The sequence below is a fragment of the Prauserella oleivorans genome (genome assembly GCF_042685745.1).
GTDB classification, from domain to species: domain Bacteria; phylum Actinomycetota; class Actinomycetes; order Mycobacteriales; family Pseudonocardiaceae; genus Prauserella_A; species Prauserella_A oleivorans.
Map to the genome: position 1 here is coordinate 2,826,605 of NZ_JBHUNT010000001.1, position 14,669 is coordinate 2,841,273.

The window sequence follows — 14,669 nt, forward strand, 5'->3', positions numbered from 1 at the left end:
GTCACGGCAGGGGCAGGTGGGCGCCCAGCACACGGCGCAGCTTCGACGGCCAGCGCGACGGCTGCACGCCTGCCGCGCGCAGTGCCTCGGAGACCGTGTCGAGCAACGACTCGTCGGTGGCCGGTGCGAGCTCGACCTCCAGCTCGCGCCACGCGTCCCGGCTCACGTGCCTGCCTGCCGTCTCGGCCGTGACGTGGTCGTCGACCAGCGTCGCGAGCGGGGTGTCCGCGGCGTCGAGCAGCTCGTAGGAGTACCGCGTCGTGGTGATCCGCGCGACCGGCAGCAGCGGGTCGTCACCCAGCCGGTCGCGGACACGGTCGAGGAGCGACTCCGGGGCCGGCTCGCCCGCGTCGCCCAGCGGTGCGGCGAGCTCCTCCCGGTGCCCGGTCGCCACCGGCAGCTTCAGATGCCAACCGGCGTCGCCGCCGCCGGTCCGGCGACGGAGCGTGATTCCGGAGCCGAGCAGCCGGTAGTCGTGCGTGTCGTAGTAGGTGGCCTCGAGGACCGCCTTCACCGGACCTTCCTGCCTGGTCACCGGCCCCACCCCGTCCAGCCGGGGGACCAGCGCGTCCAGCTCCAGCTCGAACTTCGCTTCCCGCTCGATCATGCTCGTCTCCCGCCTGTGCTCGGCCACATCCTGACAGTAGTGTCGTCCGCCATGAACTCGGCGATGAACACAGCCGTGCCCGACGCGATCACCCGGGCGCTGCCCCTGCTGACGGAGCCACCTCGATCGCCGGATGTGCGCCACGGGTACCTCGACCTCCTCGGCCCGGAAACGCCGGCGCCGCCCGGCCTCGTGCAGGCGCTGTGGCAGTCGACAGTGGGCACGGCGATCTACGACCCGGCGCAGGCGCTGCTGCGGCGGGTGTTCACCGCGCTGCGCCCGCCGGCCGAACAGCTGCGGCTGCCCCGGGCGGGGACGGCGCTCGATGTCGGGTCCGGTCCCGGCGCGGTCACCGCGGCCCTGGGCCGGCAGGCGGGGCCGGACGGGCTCGCCCTCGGCGTGGACGTCTCGGAGTCGATGCTGCGCCGCGCCGTCCGGGACCACGCGGCACCCAACGTCGGCTTCCTGCGCGCCGACGCCCGGCGGCTGCCGTTCCGCGACGCCACGGTCGACGTGGTCACCTGCCTCGCGGTGCTGCAACTGGTGCCCGAGCCGTCGGTCGTGCTCGGCGAACTCGCGCGGGTGCTCGTCCCCGGCGGCAGGCTGGGCATCCTGGTGCCGAGCGTGGACGGCATCGGCGGCAAGCTCGCCCGCTTCATCCCGGGCTTTGCGGGGGTGGACCTGCTCGACGCGCGCGACGTCACGGCGACCCTGCGCGAACACGGGGTCGTCACGCTGGACGTCCGTACCGCCGGGCCGACGTTCCGGATGGTCGCCGAAAAGCGGTAGGCGGCGGGCTGCCGCGGGGCCGTGTCTGCCGCCTCCGTCACGGGGGCCGGCCGCGATTCCGACAACTAGCCGTGTCTTGACAACACTTCTTGTCGGTGAGACCGTGGAGCCATGCACGACGTTGCGGTAATCGACGATCCCCAGGCCGCCGAGGTCTCGCTCGACCCGGTGCGGGCGCGACTGCTCGCCGAGCTGACCGAACCAGGGTCGGCCAGCACGCTGGCCCAGCGGCTCGGGCTGCCGAGGCAGAAGGTCAACTACCACCTGCGTGCGCTCGAACGGCACGGTCTCGTCGAGCTCGTGGAGGAGCGCCGCAAGGGCAACGTCACCGAGCGGATGTTGCGGGCGACCGCCTCGGCGTACGTCATCTCGCCGAATGTCCTGGGCGAGGTCCAGCCCGATCCCGACGACGCGCCCGACCGGCTCTCCGCCCGCTGGCTGCTGGCGCTGGCCTCGCGCATGGTGCGGGAGATCGGCGAGATGATCACCGGCGCCCGGCAGGCGGGCAAGCGGATCGCCACGTTCGCCATCGACGGCAAGGTCCGGTTCGCCTCCGCCGCCGACCGGGCGGCGTTCGCCGACGACCTCGCGCGCGCCGTGACCACGCTCGTCGCGAAGTACCACGACGAGTCCGCGCCCGGCGGCCGGGAGCACCGCATCGTCGTGGCCGTCCATCCCTATGCCGACCCGAGGAAGGACACCCCATGAAGATCAACCTCACCAGCGTGCTGGTGGACGATCAGGACAAGGCGCTGCGCTTCTACACCGAGATCCTGGGCTTCCTGCCGAAGCAGAACTTCCCGATCGGGGGCGCGCGGTGGCTGACGGTGGTCTCGCCCGAGGGGCACGACGACGTCGAGCTGCTGCTCGAGCCGGACGGCAACCCGGCCGTCTCGATCAACGGCCGGCCCGCCGCCCAGGTCTACAAGCAGGCCCTCTACGACGCGGGAGTCCCGGCGATGGCGTTCGGCGTGGACGACGTGCGCAAGGAGTACGACCGCCTCTCCGCGCTCGGCGTGCGTTTCCTCGGTGAGCCGGTCGAGGCCGACGGGGTGACCACGGCGGTTTTCGACGACACCTGCGGCAACCTGCTGATGATCGCCACCGCCTGACCCGCGCATCGACACGCGGCGCCGCCGACCCACCCCTCGGCGTCGCGGCGCGGTTTTGCGTCCCGGGGAACCACGGTCGCGTTGCGGTCGTCGGTGAAGTGACACCATCGAGTGACTGGGGGTGGGTGCGGGATGCCGGACGGTATCGACGCCAGCGAGCGCATGGTCGATGAATGGACCCGGCGTATCCAGCAACAGGCCCAGCGCTATCAGGCCATGGCCTCCCGCGTGCAGGAAATCTCGGTCACCGAGCGGTCCCCGGACAACGCGGTCGAGGTGACGATCGACTCCAAGGGCCTGCTGACCAACCTCTCCATCGCGGAGTCGGCGCAGGGCAAGCGAATGGCCGAGCTGTCCGCGCTCATCATGCGCACGGTGCGCGCGGCCCAGTCGCGCATGCCGGAACTGCTGCAACAGGCGATGGCCGAGACCATCGGCACCGACGATGCCGCGGCCGTGAAGGTGTTCGAGGACGCCAGGAAGACCTTCCCGGAGCCGCCCGAGGACGAGCCCGCGCCGCCCGCCCCGGACACCGAACTGCGATTCGGGCCGGAGGACGAGGAACCGCCGCCCCCGCGGTCCGGACCCCCCTCGCCGCCACCGCAGCCGAGGCCGCGCAGGCGGCCCGAGCGGGACGACGACGATGACGACTTCGGCGGACGCTCCATCCTTTCGTAGCGCAGCGTTTCCGGGACAGGGGGACTCATGACCCAGGGCGGTTTCGAGGTCGGCGCGGATCTCGACGCGCACGCGGGGCAACTCGACGGGTGCACCGACCAGTTGCGGCAGGCCGTGGATGCGGCCCGGCAGGTCAGCATGCCCACCGATGCCTACGGCATCCTGTGCCAGCCGTTCCGGATGTTGCTCGACCCGGTGGAGCAGTTCGGCATCGATGCGTTGTCGGAGGCCGTCACCGCGATGCAGGCGACCGCGGACAAGGTGCGGAAGGCCGCCGACAGCTACCGCACCACCGAAGAGGGCTACACCGATGCGCTCAAGGCGGGTGAGTGATGCCCGAGGGCAACCCGCTCGTCGCCGACGCGCCGCAGGACGGTGACGGCCCCGGTCCGCTGACGGCGGGCAACGGCGACTACGGATGGGCAGGCGGCATCGGGATCGCCGAATCGGCCATGGACGCCTTCAACGGCATCCAGGACGGCAACTGGGTCGAAGGCGGCCTGGGCATGCTCGGTCTCGCCGCCGAGGGCGCCGCCGCCGCGATCGACCCGTTCGGTTGGCTGATGTCGTCGGTGGCCTCGTTCCTGATGGAGCACGTGCAGCCGCTCAAGGACATGCTCGACTCCGTGTGCGGTGACCCGCCGGTCATCCAGTCGTATTCGGAGACGTGGGGCAACGTCGCGAAGCACCTCGAGGAAGCGCAGGTGACCTTCGCCAACGCGGTCAAGAACGGTACCGCGGGCTGGACCGGTGAGGCCGCCGACGCCTACCGGAAGTCCTGCGGCGAGCAGGAGGAGACCATCGCGGGGGCGGCGACGGTCGCCGGGGCGATCAGCACGGTCGTGATGATCATGGGCGAGGTCGTGGCGTTCGTGCGGGAGACCGTGCGCGACCTGATCGCCGACCTCGTCGGCAAACTGATCTCGTGGGTGCTCGAGACCGTCTGCACGCTCGGGTTCGGCACCCCGGTGGTGGTGGCGCAGGCCGTCACCGCCATCTCGAAGTGGGCGACCAAGATCGCCGATCTGCTCAAGAAGCTGATCGAGACGATCCGCAAGGTCTCGCCGCTGCTGGGCAAGCTGGCCGACGTCTTCGCCGACATCATCAAGGTCTGCGGCAAGATCGCGGGCAAGGTCACCGGCCTCGACGTGATCGACACCAAGAACATCATCCCCGGCGGCTTCCTGCGTCGTGGTGACGGGCCCGATATCGGCGGCGGTTCCGGTGGGTCCGGTGGCGGCTCCGGCGGTGGCGGGGGTTCCGGCTCCGGTGGGGATTCCCCTTCGGGTTCCGGATCCGATGGTCAGTCCGGTTCGGACAGTGGTGACGCCGGCAGTGGTGAGGACGCCGGTTCCGGTTCGGACTTGTCCGGTTCGGACGGTGGGGCGCCGGCGAGCAGCGCGGATCCGAGCTCGAGTGGCTCACCGGGTCCCGCGGGGGAGGGTCCCCAGCCGAGGACCGGCAGCGACTCCGGAGACCGTCGCGGGAGTTCCGCCGACGGGTCGGACACCGGCTCCGCGAACGGTGCTGACGGAGGCGGCAGCGCAACGCACCAGGACGGGCGGACTTCCGACGGCGGCGGCTCGGGCGACGGACCGCGGCAGTCCACCCAGGACGGTGGACGGACGGCGCAGAGCGATGGCACCCCGAACCAGGCGAGCCAGGGCAGCGGCCCCGACCGTCCGGGCCAGGGCGGCCCGTCCCCGAATGGGGCGCACACGGCCAATGGTGGCGGCTCCGGCGGCACCCAGGGCGGTGAACCGGGTCGCGCGACCCCGGGCCAGGACGCGCCGAGCCGGGCGGCCCAGAACAATGGTTGGAGCCCGGCAGGCCAGGGCGACGCGCCGAGCCAGGCGGCCCGGAACGACGGCCCGAGCCAGGCCGGCCAGGGCGACGCACCGAGGCAGGCCACCCAGAGCGACGGGGCCGGGCAGGCCGGCCAGGGCGGGGCGCCGAACCAGGGAACGGGCAGCGGCGGACCCGGCCAGGCAGCACAGGGCGGGGCGGCGACCCACACCACACAGGACGGCGCGCCGGGCCACGACTCGCAGGGCGGCGGCACACAGGGTTCCGCATCCCCCAGCGGTACGTCGACCACGCAATCCCCGTCGTCCGGTGGGCCGCACAACCAGGACGCGCCTCACCGGCCCGGGTCGCAGCAGCCGGACCCGGTACGAAGCGACCCGCCTTCCGACACGGCCACCAGCGCCGCGACGCCGTCGTCCACCGCACCCCGCGCCGACGCCGGCTCGGCTCATGTGCCGTCGCAACGTGGCGTGGACGGCGGCCCGCAGAACCACGGTCAGCCACCGACCGCCACCGGTCCCGCCCAGAGCGGTCCGTCCACGGCCTCGCCGGGCAGCCGCGCGGGATCCGCAGGCGGCCGGACCGGCACACCGGAGTCCCCGGGCAGCAGGCCCACCGGCCCCGGCACGAGGCCCGGCCCGGACGCCGGGCCCCCGAACCGTCCGGGCACAGGCCGCCCCGGAAACACCGATCGTCCCGGTCCTGGTCACCACGGACCGGCGGACGGCCGCGGCCCGGGCAGCCAGGATCGCTCCGGCTCTGGCAGCCAGGGCCCGACGGATCGTCGCGGTCAGCCGCCGGCGGACCGCCTCGGCCCGGGCAGCCAGGGCCCCACGGGCCGACCGGGCCCCGCTCACCACATCGGACCCGGTGCCCAGGGCGCCCCTGGCCCGCACCCGGGACCCGGCCACCGGCCCGGCCCCGGCAACGGCAGCGGCCCCGGCAACGGCCCGGCCCCCCATGCCGCACCCCGTCACCAGACCGGCCCCGGCCACGGCGGCCGGCCGCCGTGGCCGCACGGTCCGTCGCGTTCCGGCCCGCAAGGCCCCGGGCCGCAGGGCCCCGGCCGGCCCGCACCCGGTGGCCCGGCCAGCCCCGGCCCGGCACGCCCCGGGCCCTCCGGCCCCGGCGGTCACCCCGGCACCGGCAGGCCGGGCTCCATCGGGCCCGCCGGTACGATGCCGCCCGCCGTACCGCGAGGCTTCGCGCCCGACGGCGCGTCTCCGCAGCCGTCGCCTCCTGCCACCGGCCGTCCACACGGGTTAGAGGGACCACAGCAGGCTGGTCGGCAGCCGTCCGGTGACGTCACACCGGACCGCGCCGAGTCCGCCGACCATGGTCCACAGGAGACACCGCGGCCGACAACGGACGAGGTGAACCAGCGACATGCCGAGCGCACGCCGTCGGGTACGTCGTTCCACCGCGGCGATCCTGACCTCGGCGACCTGCCGCACCGCGTCCGGCCCGACCCGGACGGCCGCTACACGGTCGACGTGCACGTCACCCCGGACGGGCACGCGCGGATCGGCGGCCACCGCTACACGCCGGAGGAGTTCGCCGACATCCTCCGCCGCAACGGCGACTACGACGGCAGGCCCATCCGGCTCATCGGCTGCGACGCCGGCTCCAACGACTTCGCGCGGCGCCTCGCACGCGAGCTCGACACCGAGGTCCTCGCCCCGAACAAGCCCGCCTGGACCGACTCGAACGGCCGGGTGTTCTCGTCGGACTACGAGATCGGTCCCGACGGCAAGGTTCGCCCGAAGATCCCGCCGAACGGCGAGTGGGACGTCCACCGCCCCGACGGTTCCACCGCGGGTGCCGGCGACCACGGTTTCACTCCCGGTACCGCCGGGTCCGACAAGGACGACCTCGACGCCGACGACGCCCGCGCCCGCGGCGACGACAACGGCGCGGACGATACCGACGACACCGACACCGACACCGACGCCGAGGACAGCGGCAACCCGGCGAGTGGTCGCACCACGTCCTTCGACACCGACGACTGGGACGAGTTCGAACTCGACGAGGCCGATCCGCGATTCGACGAACGGTTCGTCGACTTCGACCGGCCCGGACTCGGCCGTTCCGATGCGGAGAACCCGTACCACCGTCCGAACGAGACGAACGGCCCGCCGGGCAAGTCGCCGGAGGAGACCGTCATGGTGGAGGACGCGGGCCGCGACCACACCCCCGCCGGTCAGCATGCGACCCCGGAGACCATCCGCCGCGTCCCCGAGTATCTCGAACGCTTCCTCGAAGGGCATCCGCCCAAACTGCGGCCGCACACCGAGTACCCGGTCGTGCACACCAAGGACGGCCACGAAGTGTCGCGGACGCGTTTCTACACCGACGAGAACGGCGACATCAGGTGGGTCGAGCTGACACCCGGCACCGGGCCGATGCCGGATGGCAGTGGCAAGAAGGCCCCGCCCAACCCGGACTTCGACTACCCGTTGTTGCCGGAGACGAAGTACCGCGTCGACAACTTCAACGACCCGGACAAGAAGTGGGACTTCGAAACCGACGAGCGCGGTCTGACCAAGTACATGACCGGCGAGCCCGAGTACCGGGCGTCGAACCCGATGTATCGCGACGAGGGCGGTGACTACACCGCCCAGGGGCGGGCCGGAGAGGAAGGCAGGCAGGCCTACCGGAACGACCCGGACCACAGCGACGTCCACTGGGCGGGCGGCCACTTCGGGGCAAACGAGGCCGGTGGCCCGCCCGGCTACGGCAACATGCACCCGCAGATGCGGGCGTCCAACAGCGGTAACAACAAGGACGGCTGGGTCGCGTCGGAAACATGGCGGACGCTGGAACGCCAGCTCAAGAAGGTCGACGCGATGGCGGGCCACGACGTCGAGCTGCTGCAGACCGCGTCCCCACGCCGGGGTGACGGACTTGCCGAGGAGGTCACGATTCGCTGGCGTATCACGGAGCCGGGCCCGGACGGGGAGTCCGTGACCCGGGTGTTCGAGCGGGTGTTCCCGGTCGTGCCCGAGAAGGTGTACGACGATCCGTCCACAGTGGTGCGTTATGCCTGACCACGACGCGAGCAGCCTGATCCAGCGGGTGTGCGACGCACTCGCCGCCTCCGCGCCCGAGGACTGGCGGGCGATACGGCTGACGGTGTGGGCGAGCGTGCTCACCTACCAGTTCCACACGACGGCCACGATGGCGGACGGCAGCACCGTGGACGTCGGCACGCCGCCGCTCGCCGAGACTCTGGTCGAGCTGCGGCGCCTGATGTACCAGCCGGGCCGGGGGACCTGGTTCTCGGCCTGGTTCCTGGTGCGGCGGGACGGGGAGCCGGAGGCGGGGTTCAACTACGACCGCGACCCGGCATGGTGGCCGGAGGTCCCGCCGACCCTCTTCGCCCGGGACCTGGAGTCCTTCCCACGCGCCGAGGAGCACATTCCGGGTTGGCTGCGTGTCAAGCTCGCCGAGGCGGCCGACGCCGAGCGCGAGCGGTTCCCTCCGGACGCGGGTGAGCAGGGCGCCGGACGCGGCGGCTAGTGTCTAGCAACCGTTGGTGTCGCGACGACGAAGGACGAGGAGACGCATGACCTCGGCAATGCCGATGAGCCCGGCCGAACAGAACGAACTGCTCGGCGAGATCACCACGATCCTGGTGCGCGATCTTCCGCCGGGCTGGCAGCGGCTGGTCATGGACTACCTGAACGTCGGCAGGCACGTGAACGTGGCCGCCGGGGTCCGGATGGCCGACGGCTCCACCCGCAGGGTCAGTCCGCCGAAGGAGACCGCGCGGCTGTTCTCCCGGCTGCGCCAGGGGATGTACGTCGAGGGCCGCGGCAGCTGGTACTCGCTCGAGCTCATCGTCGATCCTCCCGCGCGCTTCTCGGTCCGCTACAACTGGGACGAGGAGCCACGCTTCCGTTCGGAGCCGGCGCCGGAGCAGTTCGCCGTCGACCAGGAGCGTTACCCGCGCGCGGACGAGAACATGCCGGAGTGGTTCCGTCGCCGCCTGGCCGCCGCCGGGCCCGCGAGCTGAGGTGGTGCGGATGAGCCGGCCGCCGGTGCCGCTGGACGCCGCGCAGCGTCAGCAGCTCATCGGGCAGATCGGCCGCGCGCTCGCGACCGCCGTGCCGCCCGGCTGGCGGCGGATGCGGGTGGAGTACCGCGCCGCGGGCAGGCACGTCGAGGCCGATCTCGCCGTCACCGGACCCGACGGGGTGGCCGTCCCGGCCCGGCCGCCCGCCGAGGCCGTGCAGCTGCTCGGCAGGTTGCGGACGGGAATGTACGAGCCCGGCCGGGGAACGTGGCTCACCGCGGTCCTGGAGTTCAGCCCGGAGGTCCCGCCGCAGCCCACCTTCGTGCTCGACGACGAACCGCGCTGGCGCCGCGTTCCGCCGCCGATCGGGTTCCAGGACGAGCTGAGGTTCTTCCCCAGGGCCGAGCAGCACATCCCCGGCTGGTGGCGGCAGCGCGCCGGCCTGCCGCCCGCTCCCGGCGCCGGCGAACTGCGTACGCCGCGCGTGTACGACGGTCTCGACGCCGCCGGCCGGCCGGTGGTGAACCGGCCGGCCCTGCCGCCGGAGGAGCGCGAGCGCGTCCTGGGCTATCTGGAGCAGGCGCCCGTGGTGCTCGCTGCCCGCAGCTACGACGCCGACGTCTTCGATCCGGACCGCGCGCCCGAGGTGCCGCTGACCTTCCGTACCGACGGGACGTGGGTGTGGCCCGGGGCGGTCGCCTACTACCTGCGCGAGCACGGGGTCGCGCCGGATCCCGAACTGGCGGCGCACATCCGGGCCCGCGGCTTCGTCGTTCCGGACGTCGGCGAGCCCGAGCGGGAACGCGCGATCGTCACCATCACGAGCCGGCAGTCCACAGCGGACTGACCACCACGGGCGGCCCGGTCGTTGCCGTCAGAGCAGGCCGCTGGGATCGGCGGGTACGTCGACGGCGTGCTCACGCAGCGCCTCGAGCGGGATCACCTCGGTCGCCCGCTCGTGCGTGGCGGCGAGCACCACGGGCGGTGCGGCGCCCGCCTCGTAGGACTCCAGCCAGCGCGCCGCGCCCACGCACCAGCGGTCGCCGGGGGTGAGGCCGGTGAACCCGTACTCGGGCCGCGCGGTGACGAGGTCGTTGCCCGTCGCCTGCTGGTGGGCGAGGAACTCCGCCGAGACGACCGCGCACACGGTGTGGTTGCCCAGGTCCTCGGGCCCGGTGTTGCAGCATCCATCGCGGTAGAAGCCGGTGAGCGGATCGGTCCCGCAGGGTTCCAGCTCTCCGCCGAGCACGTTGCGATCGGTCATGGCTTCCAGACTGGCACGTGTGCGCGCGATGCGGCAGGGGCGCGGCCGGGTCCGCCGCAACCGCGCGCTCAGCGCCAGGCGAAGACCGGCTGCTCGTAGTCGCCCACCCGCGTCGGCCTGCCGGCAGGACGACCTCGCGGAACTGGTGCAGCACGGCCGCCGTCGGGGCGTGGATGAGCGTGTCCAGCATGGGCAGCTGGATCACCGGTCGCTCGGACTCGGGAATGCGGACGAACCGCGGCTCCACGTCGAGTTCCGGCAGCGACAGCCAGATCAGTCGCGCCACCTCGGCGGGGTTGGGCCGTACGGGCGGTTCCTCGCCCGCCCACACGACGACCGGGGTGATGACGTAGCCGGAGCGGGTGACGTAGTCGTCGAGCGTGCCGAGCACGTCGTCGGGTGCGAGCCGCACTCCGAGTTCCTCGTGCAGCTCTCGCAATGCCGCCGTCGCGGCATCCTCACCGTCGTCGAGGCGCCCACCCGGCAGAGCCCACTGCCCGGCATGAGCACGCAGCGTCGGCACCCGCCGCGTGATCCAGACGCCGTGTGCTCCGTCGCGTTCGACGATCGTGATCGCGACCGCCGCGGCCCGGCGGTCGCCGACCGGCCGGCCGATCGTGGAGAACGTTCGCAGCGTTTCGGTGACGGCGGCACGGTCCAGGCGCGGCATCCGATCATCGTAGGCGGCATACTCGCCCGGTGAACGGTGTCGTGATCATCACCGGAGGCAGCCGGGGCATCGGCGCGGCGACGGCGCGGCTCGCCGCCCGCCACGGCTGGAACGTCTGCCTGTCCTACCGCGCGCGGGAGGACGCCGCGACGGACGTCGTCGCAGCGTGCCGGGCCGAGGGCGTGCGTGCCCAGGCCGTCCGGGCCGACGTGACCGAGGAGGCCGACGTGGCCGCCTTGTTCGACCGGGCGGAGCGGCTGGGCCCGCTCACCGGGCTCGTCAACAACGCCGGTGTGGTGGCTCCGCAGACCCGGGTGGCCAACCTGACCCGCGACCGGATCGAGCGCGTGTTCGCCGTCAACACGGTGGGCGCGTTCCTGTGTGCGCGGGAGGCCGTGCGCCGGATGTCCGGCGGCGCCATCGTCAACGTCTCCTCGCGCGCGGCCGTGCTGGGGGCGCCGGGGGAGTACGTCGACTACGCGGCGGCCAAGGCCGCGGTGGACGCGCTGACGGTCGGGCTGGCCAAGGAGGTGGCCGGCTCCGGCATCCGGGTCAACGCGGTGCGACCCGGACTGATCGAGACCGACATCCACGCCGAGGGCGGCGAGCCTGGTCGCGTCGCCCGGCTCGCGTCGTCGGTTCCGCTGGGCCGGGGCGGGACGCCACAGGAGGTCGCGGAGACCGTCGTGTGGCTGCTCTCGCCCGCGGCCTCGTATGTCACGGGAGCGTTCGTCGACGTCGGCGGCGGCCGGTGACGTGGCGGTCCTGCCGCACTGCTCACCCGCGGTGCGCGACGAACGTGCCTTTCGACTTGAGTGTCTGTACGAGGCCGCGGTCGCGCAGGATCCGGGTGGCCTTGCGGACGGTGTCGAGCGCGACCCCGTACTCCTCGGACAACGCGCGCTCTCCGGGCAGGCGGCTGCCGGGCGCCCACTCGCCGCTCTCGATGAGGCCCGCCAGGTGGTCGGCCAGCAGCTCGTATTCGTAACCCGTCTTGTTGTCGGGGTTGTACTTCCTCGGTTCCGGACCGCTCATGGGACGACCTTAGAACGGTCCTGAGCTGCACGAAGTGGTGGGACGCGGCATGCCGCGCCGGTCCGCGTCACCCCATTCGGCGCCGCTCGGTAGCGCGTCGGCAGCGTAGCGTGCTACGCTCGCCGCGGCTGAGGTTGCCGGACCGCTCAACCCGCAACCACGGCCGACTGGGGACACGGTCGTGCCGTCGGCGCGCCGTCTGCCGTCCGGGCAGGAAGGGAGAACCGTCGCGTGCGTGGTGTGGTGAGTCCGTCGTGCGCTCGGGCGTCGTGTCCGGCGAGTCTGCGCACGGGCCCGCGGTCAGCGGGCGAGCGCGCCCGCCGACTCGTCGATCAGTGCCAGGGACTCGTCCGCGGGCAGTGCCCGCTCCACCACGAGGCGCCAGACCTCGTCGAACGGGGCGATGTCCTCGGGTTCCTCGTAGTAGACCTCGTCTGCCGCCGTCCGCAGGTGCACGATGCCGGGATACGTCGGCAGCTCCGGCAGCAGTTCGATGCGCGTGAAGCCGCCGCCGGTGCCCGCGTGGGCGCCCGCGTCGTCGGGGAGCACCCGGATGTCGACATGGGGCTGCCGGGCGAGGTGGGCGAGCCGGGCCAGCTGGGCCGCCAGCACGCCGGGGCCCCCGACGCGCCTGCGCAGCACCGCCTCGTCCAGCACACAGTGCACCGCCGGCGGTTCCTCGCGGTCGAGCACGATCTCCTGCCGGCCCGCGAGCAGCGCACACCACATCCGCACCTCGTCGTCCGGCGCCGACGGACGTGCCGCGCGCAGCAGGGTCTCGGTGTAGTCGGGGGTCTGGAACAGATCGGGCACGAACTGCGGCTGGTACAGGCGCAGCGCCACCGCGGACGCCTCGCAACTCAGCAGCAGCTTCGTCTGTTCGGGAACGGCGTCGGGCGCGAACCGGGTCTCCCACCAGTCCTTCCAGTTCCGCCTGCGGTCGGCGCGGCGCAGCACGGTCTCGAAGTGCGGGAGCTGGTCACGGTGACCGTACGCGGACAGCAGCGCGTCGACGTCGGCGAGCTGGGGGAGGTTACGGCCTCGCTCGACCTGCATGAGCGCCTTGTCGCCGGTTTCGCCAGTCGACTCGGCGGCCTTCTTGAGGTTGATGCCCTTGGCGTTGCGCATGCGCTTGAGCTCACGTCCCACGGCTCTGCGTACCGCGGTCTTTCCCGGCTCGACCAAGGCGTCACCTCTCCGCTGCCGGGCGGCGCGCACGGCGTCACCCGAAAAGGTCATCACGATGCGGTAGCGCCGTCTAACGTAGGGCGCTACCTTGGCGGTGTCTCTGTGTTTCTGGCGTCCGTCACGTTAGTCCGCGAGCGCTCGTGCCGTGGGGACCCGGGGCTCGGTGTCGCCACCCGTCGAAACCGGCCGCACGGACACCGAGGACGAGCACAGTGGGCATCAGCGGTGCCGGGGACACACCCTGGCTGGCACAGGCTGTCGAGGAGGCGCGGCGCCGAGCCGAGCACGTCGCACCGGATGATTGGAGCGAAGCCGCCTGTCGTGTCCGGCAGGAGGCGCTCGACGTCGAGGAGTGGGAACGACGGCGGCGGGGTCGCGCGGTGCGACTGTGGGTGGTTCACCTCAAGGTGCGGGCCGCGGCCCTGGACGTCGACGACGCTCGGTTCCGCCTCGCCGGATATCTCCGGCATCCCTACCACCGGAGCGGGAACGTGCCGGCGCTGTACTCGACCACCGGACCCGTGGCGTGCACCGAGCGAGCCGTGCTGGGCGACCGTGACCGGCTCGTCCGCGACTATCCCCGGCCGGCCCTGCTGTGCCGGGACGACCGCACGCCCTACGGCGCGTTCGAACGGGCCCACGTCGCCGACTACGCCGCCGCGCTGACCGCCGGCAGCCGGAGGGCGGCCGGTACACCCGCGCCACGCCGGGAGCCCGTCGCACCGCTGCCCGGCGGCGTCCGGCTCTCGTTCTGGCGGGTGCGTCACCGCGTCCTCGTTCTCGCCGGGCCGGGTGAGGCGCCCGAACGTGCCGAGGAACTCGCGTCGACCATTGTGGACAGTGAGGGGTGGCCGGCAGCGACGGTGGTGGGGATCGAGCCCGACGACGGCCACCGCAGCCCCCTCGACGGGCACTGGGTTCATCCCGTTGCCGGAGTCGGTCCCTTCGCCGCCGACGCACTGTGGGACGACTACGACGCCGCCGAACACGATGCCGGTGACCCCGCCGCACTCGCCGCCGTCCTCGACCGGGCGGCGCGCGCACTCCGCGGCGCGTTCGATGTGGACGCGCATGCCGACTCGGCGCCGCCCCGGGCGTCCGAGGCCTGCCCGGCCGCTCTGCGGCACGCGGCCGAGCAGGCACACCATCGCGCGGTGGGCACGTCGGCGAGCGAGCTTCGCGACCTGGCGTCCGCGGCCGACGAGCTCGCCGGCCGCCTCGCCGACGACGACCGGGAGGACGACGCGGAACGATTGCGTCGGCAGGCCGCGGTGTACCGGCGGCTGTCGGAGCCCTGACCAGGCGGAACACGCGGCTCGCGCGTCGGCTCTGGCGGACATGATGCAGCCGTACGTAAACCTATGCAAACGTCGGCCGATATCGTATTCTCTGCCGAGGCAGCCGTCGAGGGACGTTCGTCCTGGCGACGGCCTGGCCTGGCGCCCTTGGTTCCCCCCTCCCCAGGGGCGCGGCATGGAGTGCCCCGGTGCTGAACCCCCAGCGGC

General features: G+C 72.7%; 15 protein-coding genes and 1 pseudogene. 11 read left to right on the top strand and 5 right to left on the bottom strand.

Annotated elements, in window-relative coordinates:
* Nucleotide 1: 1 nt before the first annotated feature.
* Nucleotides 2–634, bottom strand: coding sequence for a CYTH domain-containing protein (locus ACFSZT_RS13915; RefSeq protein WP_377392323.1), 633 nt, complete (start codon nucleotides 632–634; stop codon nucleotides 2–4).
* 12 nt (nucleotides 635–646) lie between these two features.
* Here ACFSZT_RS13915 and ACFSZT_RS13920 point away from each other — a divergent pair, with 12 nt between their 5' ends.
* From ACFSZT_RS13920 to ACFSZT_RS13960, 9 genes are all read left to right on the top strand, one after another.
* On the top strand, nucleotides 647–1,396 hold the full coding sequence (locus ACFSZT_RS13920) for a class I SAM-dependent methyltransferase (RefSeq protein ID WP_377392320.1): 750 nt from the start codon (nucleotides 647–649) through the stop codon (nucleotides 1,394–1,396).
* Nucleotides 1,397–1,507: 111 nt separating this feature from the next.
* Nucleotides 1,508–2,104, top strand: coding sequence for a winged helix-turn-helix domain-containing protein (locus tag ACFSZT_RS13925; RefSeq protein WP_377392317.1), 597 nt, complete (start codon nucleotides 1,508–1,510; stop codon nucleotides 2,102–2,104).
* Nucleotides 2,101–2,508 carry a VOC family protein gene (locus ACFSZT_RS13930; RefSeq protein ID WP_377392314.1) on the top strand — a complete coding sequence of 136 codons (408 nt, stop codon included), beginning with the start codon at nucleotides 2,101–2,103 and terminating at the stop codon, nucleotides 2,506–2,508. Before ACFSZT_RS13925 ends, ACFSZT_RS13930 begins: the two co-directional genes overlap by 4 nt.
* Nucleotides 2,509–2,640: 132 nt before the next feature.
* Nucleotides 2,641–3,186: a YbaB/EbfC family nucleoid-associated protein gene (locus tag ACFSZT_RS13935; protein ID WP_377392312.1), complete on the top strand. Its 546-nt coding sequence runs from the start codon at nucleotides 2,641–2,643 to the stop codon at nucleotides 3,184–3,186.
* Nucleotides 3,187–3,213: 27 nt separating this feature from the next.
* Entirely contained in the window at nucleotides 3,214–3,519 is a 306-nt protein-coding gene (locus ACFSZT_RS13940) for a type VII secretion target (protein WP_377392309.1), read from the top strand.
* The gene (locus tag ACFSZT_RS13945; RefSeq protein ID WP_377478248.1) at nucleotides 3,519–8,039 is read left to right on the top strand and encodes a hypothetical protein; all 4,521 of its coding nucleotides are present in this window, start codon (nucleotides 3,519–3,521) and stop codon (nucleotides 8,037–8,039) included. The genes ACFSZT_RS13940 and ACFSZT_RS13945 overlap by 1 nt, the downstream gene beginning before the upstream one ends.
* Nucleotides 8,032–8,511 carry a hypothetical protein gene (locus tag ACFSZT_RS13950; RefSeq protein WP_377392303.1) on the top strand — a complete coding sequence of 160 codons (480 nt, stop codon included), beginning with the start codon at nucleotides 8,032–8,034 and terminating at the stop codon, nucleotides 8,509–8,511. The genes ACFSZT_RS13945 and ACFSZT_RS13950 overlap by 8 nt, the downstream gene beginning before the upstream one ends.
* 46 nt (nucleotides 8,512–8,557) lie before the next feature.
* A complete protein-coding gene (locus ACFSZT_RS13955; RefSeq protein ID WP_377392299.1) occupies nucleotides 8,558–9,007 on the top strand; it encodes a hypothetical protein in 450 nt (149 codons plus the stop codon).
* Nucleotides 9,008–9,017: 10 nt separating this feature from the next.
* Nucleotides 9,018–9,854, top strand: coding sequence for a ferredoxin (locus ACFSZT_RS13960; RefSeq protein ID WP_377392296.1), 837 nt, complete (start codon nucleotides 9,018–9,020; stop codon nucleotides 9,852–9,854).
* 27 nt (nucleotides 9,855–9,881) lie between these two features.
* Here ACFSZT_RS13960 and ACFSZT_RS13965 read toward each other — a convergent pair whose 3' ends face one another.
* Together ACFSZT_RS13965 and ACFSZT_RS13970 are read right to left on the bottom strand one after the other, a co-directional pair.
* Nucleotides 9,882–10,271: a DUF2237 family protein gene (locus ACFSZT_RS13965; protein WP_377392293.1), complete on the bottom strand. Its 390-nt coding sequence runs from the start codon at nucleotides 10,269–10,271 to the stop codon at nucleotides 9,882–9,884.
* Between the two features lie 301 nt (nucleotides 10,272–10,572).
* Nucleotides 10,573–10,941 (bottom strand): annotated as a pseudogene (locus ACFSZT_RS13970) (NUDIX hydrolase); the annotation flags it as partial.
* A gap of 29 nt (nucleotides 10,942–10,970) precedes the next feature.
* Here ACFSZT_RS13970 and ACFSZT_RS13975 point away from each other — a divergent pair.
* The gene (locus tag ACFSZT_RS13975; protein WP_377392290.1) at nucleotides 10,971–11,696 is read left to right on the top strand and encodes an SDR family oxidoreductase; all 726 of its coding nucleotides are present in this window, start codon (nucleotides 10,971–10,973) and stop codon (nucleotides 11,694–11,696) included.
* Between the two features lie 22 nt (nucleotides 11,697–11,718).
* Here the strand turns inward: ACFSZT_RS13975 and ACFSZT_RS13980 are convergent, their stop codons facing one another.
* A complete protein-coding gene (locus ACFSZT_RS13980) occupies nucleotides 11,719–11,976 on the bottom strand; it encodes a GntR family transcriptional regulator (RefSeq protein WP_377392287.1) in 258 nt (85 codons plus the stop codon).
* Nucleotides 11,977–12,276: 300 nt separating this feature from the next.
* Nucleotides 12,277–13,215 (bottom strand): helix-turn-helix domain-containing protein, encoded by a 939-nt coding sequence (locus tag ACFSZT_RS13985; RefSeq protein ID WP_377392284.1) that lies wholly within the window; start codon nucleotides 13,213–13,215, stop codon nucleotides 12,277–12,279.
* A 161-nt stretch (nucleotides 13,216–13,376) separates the two neighbouring features.
* On the opposite strand from ACFSZT_RS13985, the gene ACFSZT_RS13990 reads away from it, so the two are divergent.
* Nucleotides 13,377–14,462, top strand: coding sequence for a hypothetical protein (locus ACFSZT_RS13990; RefSeq protein ID WP_377478250.1), 1,086 nt, complete (start codon nucleotides 13,377–13,379; stop codon nucleotides 14,460–14,462).
* Nucleotides 14,463–14,669 lie beyond the last annotated feature (207 nt).